Below are 21,510 nucleotides of genomic sequence, written 5' to 3' on the forward strand. Positions count from 1 at the left end.
TGCGCGTAGAATTGGGCGTTAGTTATTGTCATTGCTCTGCCCTTTATGCTTTACGCCACAAGGCGTAGTTAATAAATACTAAAGTCAGCAGCAGCAAAGCAGCACCACCGTTATGGGATACCGCAATACCAAGCGGTAAATGCATCACAACATTACTGATCCCCAGTGCGACTTGCAGTATGACCAAAAGCACAAGCAGCCAAGCAGCATTGCGCATAATGCTTGAATTTGCGGTGCGTATTAGTTTGAAAGCGAGATATAACAGCATGACACTGGTAACGATGGCACCGATGCGGTGAGCAACATGAATGGTCATTCGAGCTGAATAATCTAATACGCCAAATTCGAAACTGGCGTGTTCTCCTTGAAAGGGAGAAAAAGCAGCGGCAAAACTGAGGTTGTCGACCCAGTTACCTTCACAAATAGGTAAAGCTGTACAAGCTAGAGCGGCATAATTTGATGATGTCCAGCCACCTAACATGATTTGCAATAGCAATACACAGATACAAATAGCAGCCAATCCTGCGAGCTTACGCGCTTGAGGATCGCCGCCGGGAATGCGAAGTGGCTTATTACGTAAATACAGCAGTAATAACAATGAAAATAGTGCAAAGCCGCCTAATAGGTGCGCCATCACAATTATCGGCATCAATTTCATTGTGACCGTCCACATGCCTAAAGCGGCTTGGAAAATAATTAGCGCAGCAATAAATATCGGCAGTTTTTTTGGGGTATCACGAGATTTGAGGCAAAGCACTAAGATAAGTAACACGAGCAAACCGAGCGTGCCGGCAATGTAGCGGTGGATCATCTCCAGCCAAGCTTTATCGGCTTCCACGGTATGACCGGGAAAGCTTTGCTGAACTTGATTTAGTTCATGTGCCGCAGTGGGAACTTTTAACATGCCATAACAGCCTGGCCAATCAGGGCAGCCAAGTCCAGCATCTGCTAGTCGCGTATAGGCACCCATTAAGATAACGCATAAGGTAAAGACTAAGGTGATTTTAAGTAAGGTATTTATCTGCATAAATAGGTGTTCCTTATCCTATTCGCGATAGCTTGAGCAGTTTACGTAGATCAGCGACTAAGGCTTTGCCTTGCATAATTTGCGCTTGATGATCATGTGTTTGTGGATAGCTCATTACAAGGCTACCAAGGGGATCTACAATCACTAATTGTTGCATGTTAAGTTGCTGACTTAGCGCTGCCGACGGTGTGGCAGTGATAAAGTCAAAATTGGCTAAGGCAGCAACATCGCTTTGCTGACTGACCATAACAATCGGGTGAACTCGATCTTGATTTCGACCCAGTGCAATATGACTCTGTTGCAAAATATAGAGCCTGTCTTCACAGGTGGCATCACAATGCTGTGGAAGCTGATACACCAATTGCCACTCTTGGGGTTTAGGGTTAGCCATGGCCAGTGTTGTGTAGCTGAGGCTATTTAAAAGCTGACCTTTATTGGTGACCCCGCCATTATATAAATTAAAGCTAAGCACTAATTTTGCAGCGATTACTGGTAGCAGAAATGCCAGTAATAATAGGATCAGGTTTTTTCTACCTTTGCTTTGTAGGGAGTTCATTGCCGCTCCTCTTGCTTGTTTGGATCTCTTTTCGTTCAATCATCAACTTTGTTGACGGTTAACTTATAGAGATTGCTATGCATCAAAATGATTGATTAACATCGAGCTTCCCGGAACGGCTAGGTCGCTTAATTTCTAACCTACAGTGTCTCACTATTGTTGGCAATAGGCTTATGACTATGTTCTGTTTCTGTTTTTTTTAGCTTTCGCAATACCAAATAACCCATCAAGACAGCAAATACCAATGCCATTGAAAACCACTGCACTGCGTAGCCATGGTGTTTTTGTGATGCCAATGGAATGGGCTGCCAAGGGTGAGGGTAGGGATTATTCAAATTGTTTGGTTGTAATACAGCAGGTGCTAAAGGCTGACCGACTAGTTGCGCTAGTTGCGGCAAATTAAGGTTTTGTATGCGTGTAGGCTGGCCCTCTTCGGCCATTAACTCAGAGCTCATGGGGTTGAGTTGCTTTTGGTAGACTCGTCCTTGTAGCAACAGTGGCTGCATTATTGTTTGTACTTCAGGCAGCTGCGAGCGGTCTAAACTCGCGGCAATAAAGCCAAGCTCAACCAACAGCCAAGGTGTGTTTTCATTTACGGTTAATGCTTGATAAGCAAGGTAGCCAACTTGACCGTTATAGATCTGATTATCGAGCAAAAATATTTGCTCTGATTGCGGGGTTACCATTACCTGTAATTTAAAGCCGGTCGCAGGCTCATCAGTAGCGAGCTTTAATAGTTCATCGTAACTAAGTACCGACGAAGACTGCCTATTATTAAGTTCTTGTTGCCATTGGGCTTTGAACTGTGCTCTTTCAAGTTGCCAAAAACCTAGCTTGACCAAAGTGGAAAACACTATCACAGTAATAAGTACAATAAATAACCAAGCAAGTTTAATCTTAACGCGAGGGAGCGCCATGTCGGTTTTGCTTATCTTTAAAGTCGTTTTAGTACTATTACTGCTATTCATACTATTTAATTTAGCGCGTGCATTATTCATTATGGTGAAAGGGCAAGGTGATGCCCCAATGAGTCAATACTTAGGTCGTCGAGTGCTATTTTCGGTGCTGGTGGTGTTATTACTGGTCGCTGCACTTGGATCTGGAGTCATTACACCTAACTCCAGACCCTACTAGCGAGATGCTTTTAAAGCACGTACACAAAGATAAATAGACACAGCCATACCACATCAACAAAATGCCAGTACCAAGCCCCAGCTTGAAAAGCAAAATGTTTTTCTGGGGTGAAGTGACCTTTTAACACTCTGAAAAACAATACAATTAAAAATACGGTGCCTAAAGTAACGTGCATACCGTGAAAACCGGTTAACAAGAAAAAGGTATTGCCGTAGATCCCCGCATCTAAGGTGAGCCCCATCTCTTGGTAAGCATGCATATACTCTTCTACCTGCAATGCTAAAAAGGCGATCCCCAGTATAATTGTTAGCCCCAACCATACTGTGAGAGCTTTGCGCTTATTCTTTTCTAATCCGACATGGGCAAAGTGCAGCGTCACGGAGGAGGTGAGTAGGATCAGTGTGTTATATAGCGGTAAGCCCATCCAGCCCATTGCTTGTGTGGTGGTGCCATCGGGCGTGGTTACCAGTGGCCATACAGCTTCAAAGGTTGGCCATAGCACTTCATTGGTCATAGCATTATTTGATGCACCACCTAACCAAGGCACAGCAATCATACGGGCATAAAATAGTGCGCCGAAAAATGCCGCAAAGAACATGACCTCAGAAAAGATAAACCAACTCATGCCTTGCCTAAACGAACGGTCCATCTGCTTGGAATAAAGCCCAGCCATCGATTCGGCAATAACCGCTCTAAACCAGCCGAAAATCATAAAGATAATCACCGCAATACCAGCGAGCAAAATGATGCCACCGCTGCCTTGTTGGCTATTGAGTTCGGAAACGTAACTGCCTGCACCAAATGCAATTAGAAACAGGCCAATAGCACCTATTATTGGCCACGCACTTTGCTCGGGTACATAGTAATTTTCATGTTTATTTTCAGTTGTCATGTTGTCGCTCCTGCGCACCAACGTTTGTGAAAACAACAGAGCTTTTTAGGTCTATATCATTTGGTTGGTTATATTCATTTATCATCTTGCAGCTCCTACTCAGCAACATTTTCGACATAACCTTTGTCGGTGATGTTGAAGAGGGTGTAAGAGAGGGTCAAGGTTGAAATTGAATCCGGTAATTCAGGATCCACAAAAAATATCAGTGGAAGATCTGCTTGGGCATTTGCCTTTAACGCTTGCTGATTAAAACAAAAGCATTCAGTTTTATTAAAATAGGCCGCGCCTTGGCCCGGTGATACAGAAGGGATCGCTTGACCCACAAGGTAGTTTGCCGACAAGTTACTTGCTACAAAGTGAGTACGGATTAGCTCACCGGGGTGTACTTGCATGGTATTGACTTGTGGGGTGAACGTCCAAGGCATATCGCTTTGAACTTGCGATAAGAACTCCACTGTAATGGTTCTGTTTTTGTCTATAGTTACCGGTTGATAGGTACTTGCAGTGCTTTGGGTTTTGCCATTGATCCCTAAAGCATCGCAAAGTACGTCGTACAAAGGCACAAGCGCAAACCCAAAGCCGAACATGCCTACAGCGCTCGCGAAAAGCAGTATGATCAGTTGTTTGTTGGATTTGCGCTTAAGCTCAGTCATCTTTACTTCACCTCAGGTGGTGTTGTAAATGAGTGATACGGCGCAGGACTGGCAATTGTCCATTCAAGACCTTCAGCCCCTTCCCAAGGCTTGTCCGGTGCCTTTTCGCCACCTCGAATACATTTGATCACCACAGCTAAGAAAATCAGTTGTGATAAGCCAAAGGCAAACCCGCCAATAGAGACAATCTGGTTTACATCGGCAAATTGGATAGCATAGTCAGGTATACGTCTAGGCATACCAGCAAGCCCAAGGAAATGCATCGGGAAGAATAGAACATTGACTGAAATTACCGAACACCAAAAATGCCAGCGGCCAAGGGTCTCGCTATACATATGGCCTGTCCATTTGGGCAGCCAGTAGTATGCTGCGGCCATAATCGAGAAGATAGCACCACTCACTAATACATAGTGGAAATGTGCCACGACAAAGTAGGTATCATGGTATTGGAAATCAGCCGGAGTAATCGCTAGCATCAAGCCGGAGAAGCCACCTATGGTAAATAAAATAATGAATGCCACGGCAAATAGCATAGGGGTTTCAAAGGTAATTGAGCCACGCCACATGGTTGCTACCCAGTTAAAGACTTTAACGCCAGTTGGAACGGCAATTAGCATGGTGCAGTACATAAAGAACAGCTCTGCAAATACCGGCATCCCCGTGGTAAACATATGGTGAGCCCATACTAGAAAGGATAAAATGGCGATACTTGCTGTGGCATAAACCATTGACGCATAGCCGAATAATGGTTTTCGGCTAAAGGCCGGTACAATCGCAGAGATGATACCGAATGACGGTAAAATCATAATGTAGACTTCAGGGTGGCCGAAGAACCAGAAAATATGCTGGAACATCACAGGATCACCACCACCGGCTGCATCAAAGAAGCTGGTGGCAAAGTACTTATCGGTAAGCACCATAGTGACTACACCCGCAAGCACAGGCATTACCGCAATTAATAAAAATGCGGTAATCAGCCAAGTCCAAACAAACAGCGGAAGTTTCATCCATGTCATGCCCGGTGCGCGCATATTGACGATAGTCACTACAACGTTAATCGCCCCCATAATCGAGCTTATACCCATAATGTGGACAGCAAACACAAACAGAGCCGTACTATCAGGGCTATAGGTTGTCGACAGTGGCGCATAGAAGGTCCAACCAAAGTTAGGTCCGCCACCTTCCATAAACAGTGAGCTTAGTAAGATTGAAAAAGCAAAAGGTAAAATCCAAAAGCTCCAGTTATTCATACGTGGTAGCGCCATATCTGGTGCGCCAATCATCATAGGAATTAACCAGTTCGCTAAGCCGGTAAAGGCCGGCATTACAGCGCCAAATACCATGATTAAGCCATGGACTGTGGTCATTTGGTTAAAAAAGTTGGGCTCTACAAGTTGTAATCCCGGTTGAAATAACTCGGCGCGGATCACCATAGCCATGGCGCCACCAGTTAAAAACATAATAAAACTAAACCATAAATACAGCGTACCAATATCTTTATGGTTAGTGGTTAAAACCCAGCGCATTAGGCCTTTCGGCGCACCATGATGATGGTCATCATGGTCATTTTGAGCGATAGATGGATCTTGTGTCATTGTGCTCATGTTAACCCCCTACTTTCCGTGACCATCAACATCGGTTGCTTGTACAGCATCGCCAGAGTTATTGCCCCAAGCATTGCGCTCAAAGGTAATCACCGCTGCAATCTCTTGTGGCGTTAGCTGTTGACCAAAAGCCTGCATAGCAGTGCCAGGTTTACCGTTAATCACCATCTCAAGGTGATCGGTCACAGGTCCTTTGATTATTGGGCTGCCAACGAGTGAAGGGAATGCTGGTGGTAAGCCGGTTCCAGTTGCCTGATGGCAAGCGGCGCAGCTGGTCATATAGACTTTCTCGCCCATGGTCATTAATTCATCCATAGTTAAGTCATCTAATACGACGGCAGGTTTGATGACAGCTTCGGTTTGCTCGGTCGCAGGAAGCGTTGCAGGCAAAGTAGTTGCTGTGCTTGTGCTGTTATCGGTGGCTGCACTGTTATTTGAATTAGCGTCAGAGTCTGAGGCGGCATTACTGTTGATATCTGCCGCTTGTACAGCATCACCAGAGTCATTACCCCAAGCGTTACGCTCATAGGTCACTACTGCTGCTATTTCAGTTGCAGTAAGCTGTTGTGAAAATGCCTGCATGGCAGTACCGGGCTTGCCGTTAACGACAATATCAATATGGCCAGCGACAGGCCCTTTAATTAATGGACTGCCAATGAGTGATGGGAATACGCCTGGTAGACCTGCGCCATTAGGTTGGTGACAAGCCGCGCAGCGGGCTAAATACACTTGTTCACCTTGAGTCATTAGCTCATCCATGGTGAGCGTTTTTGATAGTGCTGCTTGGGCTTCTGCTTCGGCTTTGCTTGCCTCTAACTGTTGTGCAACTAACCAAGCATCAAAATCTTCTTCTGATAGTGCTTCAACCACAATTGGCATAAAGCCATGGTCTTTTCCGCAAAGTTCCGCACATTGGCCACGGTATACACCCGGCTTATCAATTTTAGTCCAAGCTTCGTTAATAAATCCGGGGTTAGCATCTTTTTTAACCGCAAATGCAGGTACCCACCAAGAGTGGATCACATCATCAGATGTCATTAAAAAGCGTACTTTACGATTAATCGGCAAAACCAGTGGTTTATCTACCTCAAGTAGATAGTGTTCGCCTTTAGCTTGTTGGCCATCTATTTGCTCTCTAGGCGTCGACAGTAGGCTGAAAAATTCAATGTCTTTATCAAAATAGCTGTAATGCCACTTCCATTGTGAGCCTGTTACCTTGATGGTGAGATCCGCATTACTTGGATCTTCCATTGCGATTAAGGTCTTGGTAGCAGGAATTGCCATACCGATAAGAATAAGAAATGGCACGACCGTCCACAGGATCTCAACTTTGGTACTTTCATGAAAATTGGCGGCGACTGCGCCTTTGGATTTGCGATGGTTAATCATGGCGTAAATCATTACGCCAAATACGACGACACCAATAGCACAACAGATGTACAAGATAATCATGTGCAGGTTATAAACCTGCTCACTAATATCAGTCACACCTTGCGTCATGTTAAGTGGCATCTCTGATGCAACAAGCGCGGGTGAAAATAATAACACCAGCACACAATACAACAATTGCTTCACTAGACTTCTCCTCTGTCAACAAGACAAAGAAGAGTCACACAGTAAGTCTCTGCTCTATGTAAACTCTTCAGTTCCCAAAAAAGCAACGATGACTTCAAAGTGCGCGAGTGGTATGTCAATTTCTCGATAACGATTTGAGTTACGGAATCGACTATTGTTTATTCAGTATTGGTTACTGGTTAGTGTCACCACATTGGCACTTACGGCTGAAATATATCAGGCCGACTTCAGTCTATATAAGCTGTTACAGGTAACAGTTACCCATCAATAAAGACTGACTACTAAATCGTTCGGATATAACAAAATATCGTTGTTATAGCTCTAACACTACTTGGTGTTTAAATATTGATCAAGATCACTTTTCAAATGATTTGCCGAAAGGGGGAAATAAAAAAGCTCTCATGCGAGAGCTTTTTTATAGCAATATTTCTGTACTAGAAAGAATGAATTAGCATAACAGCCACTAATAATGACTAGTGAATGCCTCCAAACAGTGACGCTTGTGAAAAAGCATTATCCTGTATGTTAATTGCGCTGCTTGGTAAGTGACCATTTACATTTTCATGGTTATTGTCAGTGGTGTTTTCAATAATTATTCCTGCAGCGCGAGCACTTTTAGCGACAATTTGTAAGCGTCTACTATCACGGGCATCTAACGCTGAAGTCCAAGTGATAACGGCACTGGAAGTACCACTCATCAGTGCCTTTTCCATGGCCCACAATGTTTCTACTTCGTCTTTGGCATGGACTAATAAAATTCTGTCCATGCGTACACCTGCTGCTGCAAGCATTTGCTTATAACCGATATTAGGCGGGCTAATTAGTACGATCCAGCGCCCCTGTTGACTTAACTGCGACAACTGAGTGCTAATCTGTTTTAGCTCGTCACGACCTTGAGTTTGGCTGCTCATGGTGGTGATATCATTTATCGTGTTGTTTGCCATGGTAGTCGATGGCAGATCTTGCCAAAGTCCAGGGTGACGCGGGCTCGTGCCAATTAGTTTGTTCATTGCCAATCTCCGTTACGGATCACGCCTACGGCTAGCCCTTCAATACTTAGGCTCTGGTTTGCGAGATCTACCTCAATAGGTGAGTAATCTTCATTTTCTGCATGTAAGAAAACTTTATTACCCTTTTTCTCAAAACGCTTAACGGTAACGTCATCTTCAACTCGGGCGACAACGACTTGTCCATTTCGTGCTTGCTCAACCTTGTGTACGGCGAGTAAGTCACCTTCAAGAATACCGATGTTCTTCATACTGTCACCGCGAACTCTCAATAGAAAGTCAGCAGCAGGGCGGAACATAGCTGGGTCAACTTGGTAGTGCTGTTCAACATGCTCTTGCGCCAAAATGGGTTCACCTGCGGCGACTTGACCAATAAGCGGTAAACCTAATTCGGCTTCTTCAGTCTCTTCTTGGGTTAACTTTATACCGCGAGAAGTGCCCGGCATGATTTCAATACAGCCTTTCTTAGCCAGTGCTTTTAAGTGCTCTTCGGCAGCGTTGGCAGATTTAAAGCCTAAACGTCTTGCGATCTCGGCACGGGTAGGTGGCATGCCAGTGTCAGCAATATTGCGTTTAATTAGCTCTAAAATTTCAGCTTGGCGTGGTGTAAGTGGTCTCATGGTTAACCCTGTCTTTCTATACAGTACCTGTCAGTATATACAGTATTTCTGTGAGTGCAAGTATTAACCAGCTATATTGTAAATATAAGTTAAATCTGAATTTATTAGTGTCGAGATTAATATTGAAGATTAAACTGATATGAAGGTAATTTAATCCTAGTGAATAATAGATTTATCGCGTTATAACGCTGTAAGTTATTGTTCTATATGTAGACAGCTATGATTGTGGCTCGCTGCAATAGAATAGCGCAAAGCGTTTAAATTTCTGGTATTCTAGCGCCTTATTAGAAGCGACTAACATTGCATATAAACATGTCCAAACAAGACTCTCTTTGGTTTAAATCTTTACGCTGGATACAGCGCAAATTAGTGCACACGATTGTGGTGCCTCACGATCCATTTGAGGATCTCAATCTTGATCCGAGTAAACCGCTAGCTTACGTAATGAAAACTGAGTCTGTCAGTGACATTGCTGCATTAAGCGAAATGACAACTAAGCTAGGGTTACCGAGTCCTTATGAAGATCTAGAAGTTAATGGTATTAAAGCACCTAGAGTTGTTTGTTTAGAGGGGAGCAAGCCGTTATTTGGTCAGCGCGAAGGTGGTGAGCCTTATCTTGATTGCTTCAAGCGTTTACTTAGTGTGCATAAGCAAAATCGCGAATTAGATATTCAATTGGTGCCGGTTAGTCTTTACTGGGGGCGTACTCCAGGTAAAGAGGATGACACTATGCGCGCTGCAGTACTGGAGCGCCAAAACCCAACTTGGTTACGTAAGTGCTTGATGATTTTGTTTTTAGGTCGTCATAACTTTGTACAGTTCTCTAATGCTGTGTCATTGCGCTATATGGCCGATGAGCACGGTACTGATAAACGTATCGCGCAAAAACTTGCTCGTGTCGCAAGAGTGCATTTCCAGCGTCAGCGTAAGGTGATGACGGGACCACAGCTACCTAAACGCCAAGCTTTATTCCATTCGTTACTTAAATCTGACTCTATTACCAAGGCTATTAAAGAAGAAGCGGCAAGCAAGAAGATTTCTGAGTCGGAAGCTCGCGCGAAAGCGATGGAGTACTTAGATGAAATCGCAGCCGATTACTCTGATAGCTTAGTGCGTATTGCTGAGCGTTTCTTAACATGGCTTTGGAATAAACTGTACAAAGGCATCAATATCAAAGGTGCTGAGCAGATTAGACAGTTGCATCATGACGGCCATGAAATTGTTTATGTTCCATGCCATCGTAGTCACATGGACTACCTGTTATTGTCTTACATTCTTTATTATCAAGGCATGGTGCCGCCACATATTGCGGCGGGGATTAACCTTAACTTCTGGCCTGCAGGCCCGGCATTCCGCCGTGGCGGTGCATTCTTTATTCGTCGTAGTTTTGGTGGTAATAAACTTTATACAGCCGTGTTCCGTGAATATTTAGATCAGTTATTTACCAAAGGTTATTCAGTGGAGTACTTCACTGAAGGCGGTCGTTCTCGCACCGGGCGTTTGTTAGCACCGAAGACGGGTATGTTAGCTATGACCTTGAACAGTGTTCTGCGCGGTGTTGAGCGTCCAGTCACCTTAGTACCGGTATATTTGGGTTACGACCACGTAATGGAAGTGGCGACCTATCATAAAGAGCTAAGTGGTAAGAAGAAAAAGAAAGAGTCTGTTTGGCAAGTATTTGGTGCTATCCGTAAGTTGGGTAACTTTGGCCAAGGTTATGTTAACTTTGGTGAGCCAATCACCCTGCATAGTTTCCTTAATGAGCAAGCACCAAATTGGCGCGAAGAGTTGGCAAATGAACCTGACGCTAAGCCAAGCTGGTTAACACCTGTTGTGAATAATCTTGCGAATAAGGTTATGACCAATATTAACGATGCCGCGGCGGTGAGTTCTGTAACGTTAACTAGCATGGTGTTATTGGCATCAGAACAAAATGCGTTAGAGCGAACTCAGCTTGATAAACAGCTAGATCTGTACTTAACCATTTTAAAAGAGCAGCCTTATACCAGTTACACTTCTGTGCCAGAAGGGACTGGCCACGATTTAGTTTCGCAAGGTTTAGAGCTTAAAAAGTTACAGATTGAAAGTGATCCATTAGGCGATATTATCTCTATCGATCCAAGTATTGCCATCACCATGACTTACTATCGCAATAACATCATACACTTAATGGTATTACCATCTTTGATAGCGGCTTGTTTACTACGCAAAGAAAGCTGCAGTCGTGAAGATGTGATCAGTATTGTGAATGATTTTTATCCATTGCTTGAAGCAGAGTTATTCATGGGGATAGATGATCCTGCCGAATACACTAGCAAGATCTTAGATATATTTGTCGCTCAAGGTTTAGTGGTTGAAGCTGAGCACTTTGAAGTTGTTGATAACAATATTAATCAATTATTACTGTTATCGGGCACGATTAGTGAAACGATGCAGCGTTATGCGATTTTGTTTAACTTGCTAGAAGTTAATCCAAATATTGAACGCTCAGAGTTAGAGAAAGATAGTCACCGTCTAGCGCAAAGATTGGGCGCGCTTCACGGTATTACTGCACCAGAGTTTTACGACAAGAAGCTATACGCTACGCTGAGTGTTAAATTAAAAGAACTAGGTTACCTAGTTGATAGCGAAGGGTGTGCAGATATCAAACGAATTAAAGAAAGAGCCAACTTGTTGTTACGCTCGTCAGTAAGACAAACTATCGTCGATAGTGTTCATGCGGAGCAAAAAGCTTAATGGCAAATCATATGAATGCAGCGAAAAACAAAGCTGCAGGTAAGTCGCTATTAGGCGGTGCGATGATCATTGCTGGTACAACTGTGGGAGCGGGGATGTTCTCGTTGCCTGTTGTTGGTGCTGGTATGTGGTTTGGTTATTCAATGCTAATGCTGGCTGCAATTTGGTTTTGTATGTTGGTTTCGGGCTTAATGCTGCTTGAAACCAATTTACATTTTGAGCCTGGTGCTAGTTTCGATACGTTAACTAAAGAAACATTAGGTCAGTTTTGGCGCTTAGTGAACGGCTTATCGATTACCTTCGTGCTGTATATTTTGACTTATGCTTATATCAGTGGCGGTGGCTCAATTGTCAATCACAGTCTAGAAGGCTTAGGGATTAATCTACCTCAGAGCATTGCAGGCTTAGTGTTTGCCGGTGTGCTTGCAGCCATTGTGGTGATTAGCACTAAGGCGGTAGATAGAATTACTACCGTGATGCTTGGCGGTATGATTATCACTTTCTTCCTTGCTGTCGGTAATCTGTTAATTGATATCGATACCACTAAGCTATTTATGCCTGATGGTGAGCCAAGCTATGCACCGTATTTATTGGCTGCTTTGCCATTTGGCTTGGCAAGTTTTGGTTATCACGGTAACGTGCCGAGTTTAGTAAAGTATTACGGTAAAGAGCCAAAGACAATTATTAAGGCATTGTTTATTGGTACTTTTATTGCTCTTGTTATCTATAGTTGCTGGTTAGTTGCAACTATGGGCAATATCCCACGTAGTCAATTTATCGATATTATTGCTCAGGGCGGTAATATGGGCGTGTTAGTGGGTGCCTTGTCTGATGTGATGGCAAGTTCATGGCTCAATACCATGTTGACCCTATTTGCTAACCTAGCCGTTGCTTCATCGTTCTTAGGGGTTACCTTAGGTTTATTCGATTACTTAGCTGACCTATTTGGCTTTGATGAGTCACGTTCTGGTCGTTTTAAAACGGCTGCAGTGACTTTCATTCCACCCACAGTGCTTGGGATTTTGTTCCCTAACGGCTTCTTAATTGCGATTGGTTTTGCTGCATTAGCTGCGACTATCTGGGCGGCAATCGTACCAGCTATGATGGCGTATAAGTCGCGTCAGATGTTTGCTAATAGCGATAGTTTTAGAGTGCCAGGCGGTACACCATTAATTGCAATTGTGATTTTGTTTGGTTTGCTAACAGGCGCTTGCCATTTACTCGCAATGGCAAAAATACTGCCTGTTTACGGTTAGGTTTGCAGTTCTGTTTGTGATAAAAGCCTCTTATAAAAGAGGCTTTTTGCTTTTAAGGTTAAGCTTGGCAAGATATTGAGTCGGGGTTTGCCTGCGAAAACGGGTAAACGAGCGACTAAAGCTATGGCTATTGCTATAACCTAAAAGCAGCGCGATTTCATCGAGGCTTTTCCCTTCCAGCATATACTTAATCGCCTGATTACAAAGAATATACCCAGAAAGGTAGGTGAAGGTGAAGCCGAGCTTTTGCAATCGTCTTTGCAGCTGTTGTCGTGAGATCCCAAATAGAGCAGCTACTTTGTCTACGTTTGGTAATCCGTAGTAGCGTGAATAGTTCACCATTTCGTAGAGTACTTTGGGCGTATCGGTAGGCTGGGGAATATTTAAAAACTTTTCTAGCTGTGATGCCGGTATTGAAGCTGTTAGCGGTTCAGGTTCATACGTGTAATCATCTGTTGCCATCAATAAGTCATCAATACTCAGCCAGATCTCAGTTTGAGGCGCGTTCCATACCACTGGACAGCCAAATAACTTTTCGGTTTCTTGTTGCTGAATAGGCGCGCCGCTTAGTCTGACTTTGAGTAGGTTGTGTTCATTGCCAACATAATGTTTGATGGCGTTAAACAGGGTAAATGCAACTCTAAGCGAATCATGCGAGCGTGCTTTACCTATGGCAAAATCATTGCTGTAACACCACTTCAAAATTTTACCTGACTGCTGGGCATAGTAACTGGCTCCAGATTGAAAGCAATTGACCCCATGATTAATCCGTCTAAAAGAGATAGCTAAATCGGGAGCACTTAAAAACCAGTTCCCTGGGATCTCTAATCTAGCCAAGGTTAGATGCTGTGCAATTTTCACCATAAAATCAGCATCACCAGTTAGCTGTTCGATTCGCTCAAACCATTGTGATACTTCAGTGAATGGAATGAGCATCATGCCGTCTTGGATCAGTAGTTCAGGGATCTCGAGATCATCGATACTAATGCCATACTTCGCGTCAATGCCTGCGAAAATAGGTGCAACATAGCAAGAACGTATAAAAGCAGTATTGAGCAACATAGGCCGAATTCCTCTCTATTTCAACATACCTAATTGAATCATAAATGACGCCTATATGATACATAAGTGTATTTGCTCTTGTTCTAAATCAACTTCAAGGCAGACTAGCGCTCCCCATAGTAATTTTCGAGGTCGCAACCTATGAGTTTATTCAGTATGCCGTTCGTGGATTCAAGTGTAGACACAGCTCTGCATGGTGTGGCCACTGTGGTCATGGTGCTTTCTGTTGCTGCTGCGGCATTTGGTTTTTGGAAGATCCATGAAATGCCAATCAATAAAGCGCATAAGGAGCAGCATCATCAAATAGGGCTGATCACCGCGCTCACTTGGATTGGTTTTATATGGCATTGGGTATGGGTGATAGCTGTAATGGTGGCTTTTGTTGATGGCGAAAAAGCACTGCGGCGAATTAGAGACGTTTGGCGTGAAAAAGAAAGCAACGTAAACCAAGCTTCGGCTACTGAGGAGACTAATAATGCTTGAAGGCTTAGCAGTTTGGGCACTGTTTATTTACCTATTACGTTTAGTAGGCATGCCGTGGAATACCTATAGTAAAGCCTTTGCGTACTTAGGTGGCACCGGTTGGTTAATGTTTGTTTGGGTTGGACTGCTTAACTACACTCCTATGGATCTTTCCGGTGGCTCGTTAGTGCAGTCACCACATATTCAGTTGCGACCGGCGAATTCACAGATCAGAGGTAAAGTTGACAATATTTATATTCAACCTAACCAGCAAGTAAGCAAAGGTCAGTTGATTTATGACTTAGATCCTGAGCCTTATCAAATAGCATTGAACAAAGCGATAGTGGCACAGCAAAGCGCTGAGGTGAGCTTATCTGTGGCGACCGAAGACGTTAAGTTAGCTGAAAAGCAGCATGAAGTCGCCGTTGCAGATGTAACGATTACCAATAATCAACTTGATGCGGCTAACAAAGATCTTAAGTGGAAACAAACCACGTTAGCGCGTTATATCGAACAAAACCGTGTCGTGCCAGATACCATAACTAAAAGCCAGTTGGACGAGCAGCAAACAGCGGTTGATCTTGCTCAAGCACAGGTAAACACCTATGTAACGCAAATCGAAAAGGCGCAGATGGCGCAGCATACCGCGTTACTGAATATTGAAAAATCGCGGTTAGCGGTAGAGAGTCGTCAGGCTGATTTAAATAGCGAACATGAAAATGTGGCGCAGGCACAATGGAACTTAGATAACACTAAGGTATATGCACCAGCAGACGGCTATGTAACCAACTTTATTATGCGAGAAGGTCAGTATGTTGGGGTGGCACCACGCATGCAAATGTACACTAATGAAAAGTATGTGTTGATGCGGGTTAATCATCAGGCCATTCGTAACGTTAAAGTTGGCCAGCAAGCAGAGTTTGCTTCCGCAGTGTACCCTGGCAAAGTGTTTAGTGCTGAGGTTGAAGGAATTGTAGAGGCTACCGGGGAGTCACAAGGTAGGCTGTTAGCAATAGATGATAATGTTCGACAAACCACAGGGCAGAACTTAAATAATAAGCACCATTTTGTTAGGTTAAAGCTCAATGAGTCTGCGGATTATGACATTCCGGTAGGGTCGGTAGGTTTGGCGTGGATCTCGGGCACTAAGCCGATTGAGTTCTTGGCATTCCTAGATGTTATTCGCGGGATTGTTATTCGAATGAAATCGCAAATCTACTACTTCTACAGCATCTAGTTTGCAGTAAATGTGCGAGCAAACTTGCAAGTGAGCCCGCTTAAAAATAGCCCCTTTTGGGGCTATTTTTGTATTTGATTGCAGGGTGGCTATTTTGCTTACTTATATACGGAACAGTATAAGAATTTGCACTATTCTGCGCGATTTTGGGCAAACGAATTCAAGGCGAATAGCTGCAATAATGGTTGTTGTCTTATAAAGCGCTATTACGATTTGAAGATTATGGTTGGACAGCTTGGCGATCTCGGTCTTAACTCAATGCAATATGGTTTAAAAGGTAATTGAGATGAAAGTTGATCAGTACTTCCAAGGCCAGCCGTGTTGGGCGGAATTGGGTTCAATGAATATCGCCAGTAGTAAAGCATTCTATCGAGGCTTATTTAGCTGGGATATTGTCGATATGCCGATCCCTGAGGGCACATATAGCATGCTGACGATTGCTGATGACGATATCGGAGCCATGTATCAGATCCCCGACGAGATGGCGCAAAACGGTGAAACAACCCAATGGACGATCTATTTTGCTGTAGAAAACTTGGATGTAGCATTGGTGGATATTACCGGCGCAGGTGGCACAGTGATCATCGGCCCCCATGAGGTGGGCGAGGCTGGGCGTATGGCGGTAATAAAAGATCCCGAAGGAGCTCGGTTTGCGCTGTGGCAGGCCAATAATCATATTGGTGCCAAACGTGCTGCTGAGCCGCACACCATGTGCTGGGTAGAGCTAGCTTGTCGTCAACCACAACAAGCTAAACAATTTTACTCCCATGTATTAGGGTGGCAGCACCGCGATAGCGATATGCAAGGAATGACCTATACCGAATGGCAAGTTGGTAGCCAAGATGTTGGTGGCATGATGGCGATGACTGAAGAGTGGGGTGATATGCCTGCGCATTGGATGTTGTATTTTACTGTGGAGAGTTGTGACGCCAAAGCGGCGCAGGTCAATGAGCTAGGTGGTAAGGTGTGCGTGCCACCAACCGACATACCTAATGTGGGGCGGTTTGCTGTGATTAACGATCCCGACGGTGGTTTGTTTTCAATAATAGAGCTGCGTATGGGCGTGTAGATAAAAATGGGTAGCTAATTGGCTACCCATTTTATTTGCAGTGGCCTACTTATCTTGGCTGAGCTTTCTACCGTAAATCAGTAGGTAAATAGCTGGGATCACAAATAATGACAGCAATGGTGCTGTGACCATCCCTCCCACCATAGGTGCAGCAATTTTTTGCATCACTTCGTTACCCGTGCCGCTACCCCACATAATAGGCAGCAAGCCAAAGAAAATGGTGGCAACTGTCATCGCTTTAGGGCGAATACGCATAACCGCGCCATGAACCAGCGCCTCTTTTAAGTCGCTGCGCTGATGGTATTGACCCGTTTCTTTACGCTCTTTGATGCTGTTATTTAGGTAAACTTGCATGACTACGCCAAACTCTGCGGCGACTCCTGCCAGCGCGATCATTCCGACCGAGACCGCGACCGAGAAGTTGAAGTCTAGCAAGAACAATAACCATGCACTGCCGACCAATGAAAATGGCAGGCTTAGCATGATAACTGAGGCTTGCGTGAACGAGCTAAAAGTCATCATTAGTAGCATAAAAATCACGGCTAACATCAAAGGCACCACTAATTGCATCTTAGCTTCGACCCGCTGCATATATTCATATTGACCCGCAAAGGTATAGCTATAGCGTGGTGGCAAGTTTATTTGCTCATCAAGGGCTGCTCTTGCCGTAGAGATGTATTCCCCAATTGAGATATCTTTTAAATCGACAAATACCCAACTGATCAGGCGACCGTTCTCACTGGCGAGCATAGGGGCACCGTCGCTAATGCTGATGGTCGCAAGATTCCCTAAAGGTAAGTATTTCCCGGTTTTGGTTAGCACAGGTAAGTCTTCCAGCTTTTCGATGCTGTCGCGCAGTTCTCGTGGATAACGGATGTTAATTGGGTAGCGTTCTTGCCCTTGAATCGATTGACCAACTTTCATGCCGCCTATCGCCATTTGCACAACGTCTTGAATATCTTTCAGCGTCATACCATAACGAGCTGCGTTTTTAAGATCTGGCTCAATGTCTATATAACGCCCACCAGAGGTGCGCTGCGCAAATGCCGATGCCGTTCCAGGGAGTTTACTGACTACAGCTTCTATTTCTGTACCAATGCGTTGTAACTCATCGATATCTGAGCCGGATATTTTGATCCCCACAGGCGTGCGCACGCCTGTAGACAGCATATCGATGCGGGTTTTAATTGGTTGCACCCAAGCGTTGGTCATCCCCGGAACTTTGACCGTTTTTTGTAGTTCGGCAATGATGCCCTCTAACGTCATACCTTCACGCCAAGTCTCTCGTGGATTAAGCATAATGGTGGTTTCGAGCATGGTCAGCGGCGCCGGATCTGTGGCGGTCATCGCACGACCAACCTTACCGAAAACCCGTTTTACCTCGGGAATAGTCTTAATTAGCCTGTCGGTTTGCTGCAAAATCTCAGCGGCTTTACCGGCACTGACGCTTGGTAACGTCGTTGGCATATACAGTAAGTCCCCCTCTTCAAGCTCTGGCATAAACTCACTACCCATTTTGCTCATAGGGTATATAGCACTTGCTAACGTCACCATCGCCAACAAGATAGTGATTTTAGGGAAGCGCAGCACCATGCGTAGTGTCGGCTCATAAATAGCAATCAATAAACGGCTGATTGGATTTTTACGTTCATCAGGGATTTTGCCACGAACAAAATAGCCTAATAACACCGGAATAAGGGTGATTGCTAATATGGCACTGGCTGCCATTGCAAAGGTTTTAGTGTAGGCCAGAGGATGGAATAACCGTCCCTCTTGTGCTTCTAGGGCAAAAACGGGTACAAAACTTAAGGTGATAATCAGCAAACTGAAAAACAGTGCCGGCCCCACCTCAATCGATGCTTTACGAACTAAGTCCCAGTGCGCCTCTCCAGTAGGTGTTGCGCCGTTGTGCTGTTCACGATAATGCTCCAAGTGTTTGTGGGTGTTTTCTACCATCACAATTGCGGCATCGACGACTGCGCCTATGGCAATGGCAATCCCGCCCAAACTCATGATGTTTGCGTTAACCCCAATCAGGTTCATGATAATAAAGCTGATTAAAATTGAGATCGGTAGCGAGATAATCGCGACGAGTGTCGAGCGTGCATGCAGCAAGAAAATCAGACAAATCACGCCGACAACCAGCATCTCTTCAAGCACCTTGTGCTTGAGGTTGTCGACAGAATTAAGGATCAGCTGCGAGCGATCGTAAGTGATCACTAACTCTACACCGTCAGGTAAGCCGTTTTCGATTTCGCTTAGTTTTTGTTTTACATTGTTAATGGTGGCAAGGGCGTTTTCACCGTAGCGCATAACCACAATGCCACCAACGACTTCACCTTCGCCATTGAGCTCGGCGATACCGCGGCGTGCGCTAGGGCCTGTGCGCAGCTGTGCTACATCTTTCATTAGTACTGGCGTGCCAGCTTCAGACACTATACCTAGTGGGATCTCTTCAAAATCCGCTAAGGTTTGCCGGTAACCCGTTGAGGTGATCATGTATTCTGCTTCAGCCATCTCAATGACTGAACCGCCGGTAGAGCTATTGGAGTTATCTAGGGCATTTTTCACCGTCATCAAATCAATTTGGTACAGTGCCAATTTGTGGGGATCGACAATGATCTGATACGACTGCTCCATGCCGCCGATTGTGGCAACCTCTGACACCCCTGAAACACTTTGCAGTTCAAGCTTGAGGAACCAGTCTTGTAGCGAACGAAGCTGGGCTAAGTCATGCTGGCCTTTACGATCGACTAAAGCATATTGGAATACCCAACCAACACCTGAAGCATCAGGCCCAAGTGTTGGGGTGACGCCTTCAGGTAGCTGACCTTGAGTTTGCGAAAGGTACTCTAAAACTCGTGAACGCGCCCAATATATATCGGTACCATCTTCAAAAATGATATAGACGTATGAGTCACCAAACATCGAAAAGCCGCGTACGGTTTTCGCACCGGGAACCGCGAGCATTGCCGTTGATAGTGGATAGGTGATCTGATCTTCTACAAGTTGCGGCGCTTGCCCCGGATAAGAGGTTTTAACGATAACTTGTACGTCAGATAGATCGGGTAATGCATCCAGTGGCGTCATGCGCATTGCCTGATAACCGATTAGGGCGATCACGGCAGTGAGCACTAACACCATAGCGCGCTGTCTAATAGAGGCGCTAATAATTTTTGCTAACATAACGACCTCCGTTTAGTGATGCGCGTGTGGATCGTTGCTTGAATCATCACTGCTGTTACTGCCGCTGAGGCGTTGTAAGCTGCCTTGGATACTCGCTTCTGAATCCAGTAGGAACTGACCCGATACGATAACTTTATCGCCTTGGTTTAAGCCTTCAATAATTTCAGCTTTACCTTGGGCTATCATGCCAACTTTAACAGGTACAGAGGCAAACTGATTGTTGTCCCGTTGTACAACCACGCGATTTTCGCGGCCGGTTAAAATAAGCGCCTCAGTTGGAACTGAGAGCACGTCACGTTTAGGGCCGCCAAACAGTTTTACATCGACCAAGGTGCCAGGCTTAAGTAGTTTACCTGGGTTATCAAGTTTGATACGCACTCGCATGGCACGGGTTACCGGATCGAGCTCCGGATAGATGTAGTCAATATTTGACTCTAAATCAAACAGGCCTTGAGCGGCAGAGGTGACTTCAACGGGACGACCAACTTCTAACCAACTTTGCTCATTTTCAAATACGTCAGCAATAACCCAAACACTAGTTAAATCGACGATTTCAAACAGGGTGTCGCCGGGTTGCACATACATACCATGACGTACGGTAAGCTTGCTGACAAAGCCATCTTGTTCAGCATAAAAAGGCACTCGGTAAATGGTTTTGCCGGTGCGCTCTAGTTGTTTGATGGTGGCAGAGTCGACACCTAATAACTCTAGACGCAAGCGTGCTTTGCGCAGCAGATCTTTACCCCGACCTTTATCTTGGCTGAGATAGTCCATGGCTTGCATGTAGTCGTCTTGTGCATTGATAAGTTCTGGCGAGTACAGCTCATAAAGCAGTTGGCCTTTTTTCACCCGTTGGCCGACGTTATGCACCATTAAGGTTTCGATCCAACCGTTAACACGGGTGTGATTGTGGCCGATATTGTTTTCATTGTACTCAACCGTGCCTATGGTTTTGACCAGTTTCCATAAGGTACCTTTGTTGACTTGTTCACTGCGCATGCCTAGCGCTTGTTGCATTCCCCCAGATACGCCGACAACCACTTCTTCGGCGGCACCACCAACAACCACTTTTTCAAGATCCATGCCGCAGATTGGGCAAGAGCTTGGTACGTCAGATACCACATGTGGATGCATAGGGCAGACGTATTTGACACCGCCATCGTCAGTGTTCTTAGCCGTAGGCATGAGCTCCGGCTTAGGTTGGCTTAAGATGCTATCCGCAGTATCGCTGCTTGCTGATTGAACGCCATGATTGTGGCCTGCATGTTCATCAGTGGAGTGAGCAGAAAGGGCTTGTGCTTGATTATTAGCAGTTTCCTCTTCCTCTTCTTTTACCAAGAACATTTTGCACTCAGGGCAGCGACCGGGCTCATGGCTGGTTACTTCAGGGTGCATTGGGCAGTAATAGTTTGCTACTGCAGCGTTATCAATAGG

At 44.9% G+C, this 21,510-nt stretch carries 18 protein-coding genes; 6 read left to right on the top strand and 12 right to left on the bottom strand.

Annotated elements, in window-relative coordinates; translation table 11 throughout:
- Positions 1–43 precede the first annotated feature (43 nt).
- The 3 genes from L884_RS0107090 to L884_RS21845 form a co-directional block, all read right to left on the bottom strand.
- On the bottom strand, positions 44–1,027 hold the full coding sequence (locus L884_RS0107090) for a COX15/CtaA family protein (RefSeq protein WP_028766841.1): 984 nt from the start codon (positions 1,025–1,027) through the stop codon (positions 44–46).
- A gap of 13 nt (positions 1,028–1,040) precedes the next feature.
- Complete coding sequence (locus L884_RS0107095; RefSeq protein ID WP_028766842.1) at positions 1,041–1,583, bottom strand: hypothetical protein; 543 nt, start codon at positions 1,581–1,583, stop codon at positions 1,041–1,043.
- Positions 1,584–1,723: 140 nt separating this feature from the next.
- Positions 1,724–2,500 (bottom strand): SURF1 family protein, encoded by a 777-nt coding sequence (locus L884_RS21845; RefSeq protein ID WP_051435564.1) that lies wholly within the window; start codon positions 2,498–2,500, stop codon positions 1,724–1,726.
- On the opposite strand from L884_RS21845, the gene L884_RS0107105 reads away from it, so the two are divergent.
- Positions 2,499–2,717: a DUF2909 family protein gene (locus L884_RS0107105; RefSeq protein WP_028766843.1), complete on the top strand. Its 219-nt coding sequence runs from the start codon at positions 2,499–2,501 to the stop codon at positions 2,715–2,717. The genes L884_RS21845 and L884_RS0107105 overlap by 2 nt on opposite strands.
- Positions 2,718–2,727: 10 nt before the next feature.
- Here L884_RS0107105 and L884_RS0107110 read toward each other — a convergent pair whose 3' ends face one another.
- The 6 genes from L884_RS0107110 to lexA form a co-directional block, all read right to left on the bottom strand.
- Positions 2,728–3,609, bottom strand: a complete 882-nt coding sequence (locus tag L884_RS0107110; RefSeq protein ID WP_028766844.1) for a cytochrome c oxidase subunit 3 — start codon at positions 3,607–3,609, stop codon at positions 2,728–2,730.
- Positions 3,610–3,704: 95 nt separating this feature from the next.
- Positions 3,705–4,262 carry a cytochrome c oxidase assembly protein gene (locus L884_RS0107120; RefSeq protein WP_028766845.1) on the bottom strand — a complete coding sequence of 186 codons (558 nt, stop codon included), beginning with the start codon at positions 4,260–4,262 and terminating at the stop codon, positions 3,705–3,707.
- Positions 4,263–4,264: 2 nt separating this feature from the next.
- Positions 4,265–5,866 carry a cytochrome c oxidase subunit I gene (gene ctaD / locus L884_RS0107125; RefSeq protein WP_028766846.1) on the bottom strand — a complete coding sequence of 534 codons (1,602 nt, stop codon included), beginning with the start codon at positions 5,864–5,866 and terminating at the stop codon, positions 4,265–4,267.
- Between the two features lie 9 nt (positions 5,867–5,875).
- On the bottom strand, positions 5,876–7,441 hold the full coding sequence (gene coxB / locus L884_RS0107130; RefSeq protein WP_028766847.1) for a cytochrome c oxidase subunit II: 1,566 nt from the start codon (positions 7,439–7,441) through the stop codon (positions 5,876–5,878).
- Positions 7,442–7,914: 473 nt separating this feature from the next.
- A complete protein-coding gene (locus tag L884_RS0107135) occupies positions 7,915–8,451 on the bottom strand; it encodes a cell division inhibitor SulA (protein ID WP_037410519.1) in 537 nt (178 codons plus the stop codon).
- Positions 8,448–9,068, bottom strand: a complete 621-nt coding sequence (gene lexA / locus L884_RS0107140) for a transcriptional repressor LexA (RefSeq protein ID WP_028766849.1) — start codon at positions 9,066–9,068, stop codon at positions 8,448–8,450. The genes L884_RS0107135 and lexA overlap by 4 nt, the downstream gene beginning before the upstream one ends.
- A 312-nt stretch (positions 9,069–9,380) precedes the next feature.
- Between lexA and plsB the strand changes: the two genes are divergently transcribed.
- Positions 9,381–11,804 (top strand): glycerol-3-phosphate 1-O-acyltransferase PlsB, encoded by a 2,424-nt coding sequence (plsB, locus tag L884_RS0107145; RefSeq protein WP_028766850.1) that lies wholly within the window; start codon positions 9,381–9,383, stop codon positions 11,802–11,804.
- On the top strand, positions 11,804–13,060 hold the full coding sequence (mtr, locus tag L884_RS0107150; RefSeq protein WP_028766851.1) for a tryptophan permease: 1,257 nt from the start codon (positions 11,804–11,806) through the stop codon (positions 13,058–13,060). The genes plsB and mtr overlap by 1 nt, the downstream gene beginning before the upstream one ends.
- Positions 13,061–13,090: 30 nt before the next feature.
- Here the strand turns inward: mtr and L884_RS0107155 are convergent, their stop codons facing one another.
- Positions 13,091–14,122: an AraC family transcriptional regulator gene (locus L884_RS0107155; protein ID WP_028766852.1), complete on the bottom strand. Its 1,032-nt coding sequence runs from the start codon at positions 14,120–14,122 to the stop codon at positions 13,091–13,093.
- Between the two features lie 141 nt (positions 14,123–14,263).
- Between L884_RS0107155 and L884_RS0107160 the strand changes: the two genes are divergently transcribed.
- The 3 genes from L884_RS0107160 (at position 14,264) to L884_RS0107170 (ending at position 16,890) form a co-directional block, all read left to right on the top strand.
- The gene (locus tag L884_RS0107160; protein WP_028766853.1) at positions 14,264–14,605 is read left to right on the top strand and encodes a hypothetical protein; all 342 of its coding nucleotides are present in this window, start codon (positions 14,264–14,266) and stop codon (positions 14,603–14,605) included.
- Complete coding sequence (locus L884_RS0107165; RefSeq protein ID WP_028766854.1) at positions 14,598–15,821, top strand: HlyD family secretion protein; 1,224 nt, start codon at positions 14,598–14,600, stop codon at positions 15,819–15,821. The genes L884_RS0107160 and L884_RS0107165 overlap by 8 nt, the downstream gene beginning before the upstream one ends.
- A gap of 286 nt (positions 15,822–16,107) precedes the next feature.
- Positions 16,108–16,890: a VOC family protein gene (locus L884_RS0107170; RefSeq protein WP_028766855.1), complete on the top strand. Its 783-nt coding sequence runs from the start codon at positions 16,108–16,110 to the stop codon at positions 16,888–16,890.
- A gap of 45 nt (positions 16,891–16,935) precedes the next feature.
- Here the strand turns inward: L884_RS0107170 and L884_RS0107175 are convergent, their stop codons facing one another.
- Together L884_RS0107175 and L884_RS21850 are read right to left on the bottom strand one after the other, a co-directional pair.
- A complete protein-coding gene (locus tag L884_RS0107175) occupies positions 16,936–20,076 on the bottom strand; it encodes an efflux RND transporter permease subunit (RefSeq protein WP_028766856.1) in 3,141 nt (1,046 codons plus the stop codon).
- A gap of 12 nt (positions 20,077–20,088) precedes the next feature.
- On the bottom strand, positions 20,089–21,510 hold a 1,422-nt coding region (locus tag L884_RS21850; RefSeq protein WP_037410535.1), incomplete at its 5' end, for an efflux RND transporter periplasmic adaptor subunit.

It is taken from the genome of Shewanella fidelis ATCC BAA-318 (assembly GCF_000518605.1).
Classification (GTDB): Bacteria; Pseudomonadota; Gammaproteobacteria; order Enterobacterales; family Shewanellaceae; genus Shewanella; species Shewanella fidelis.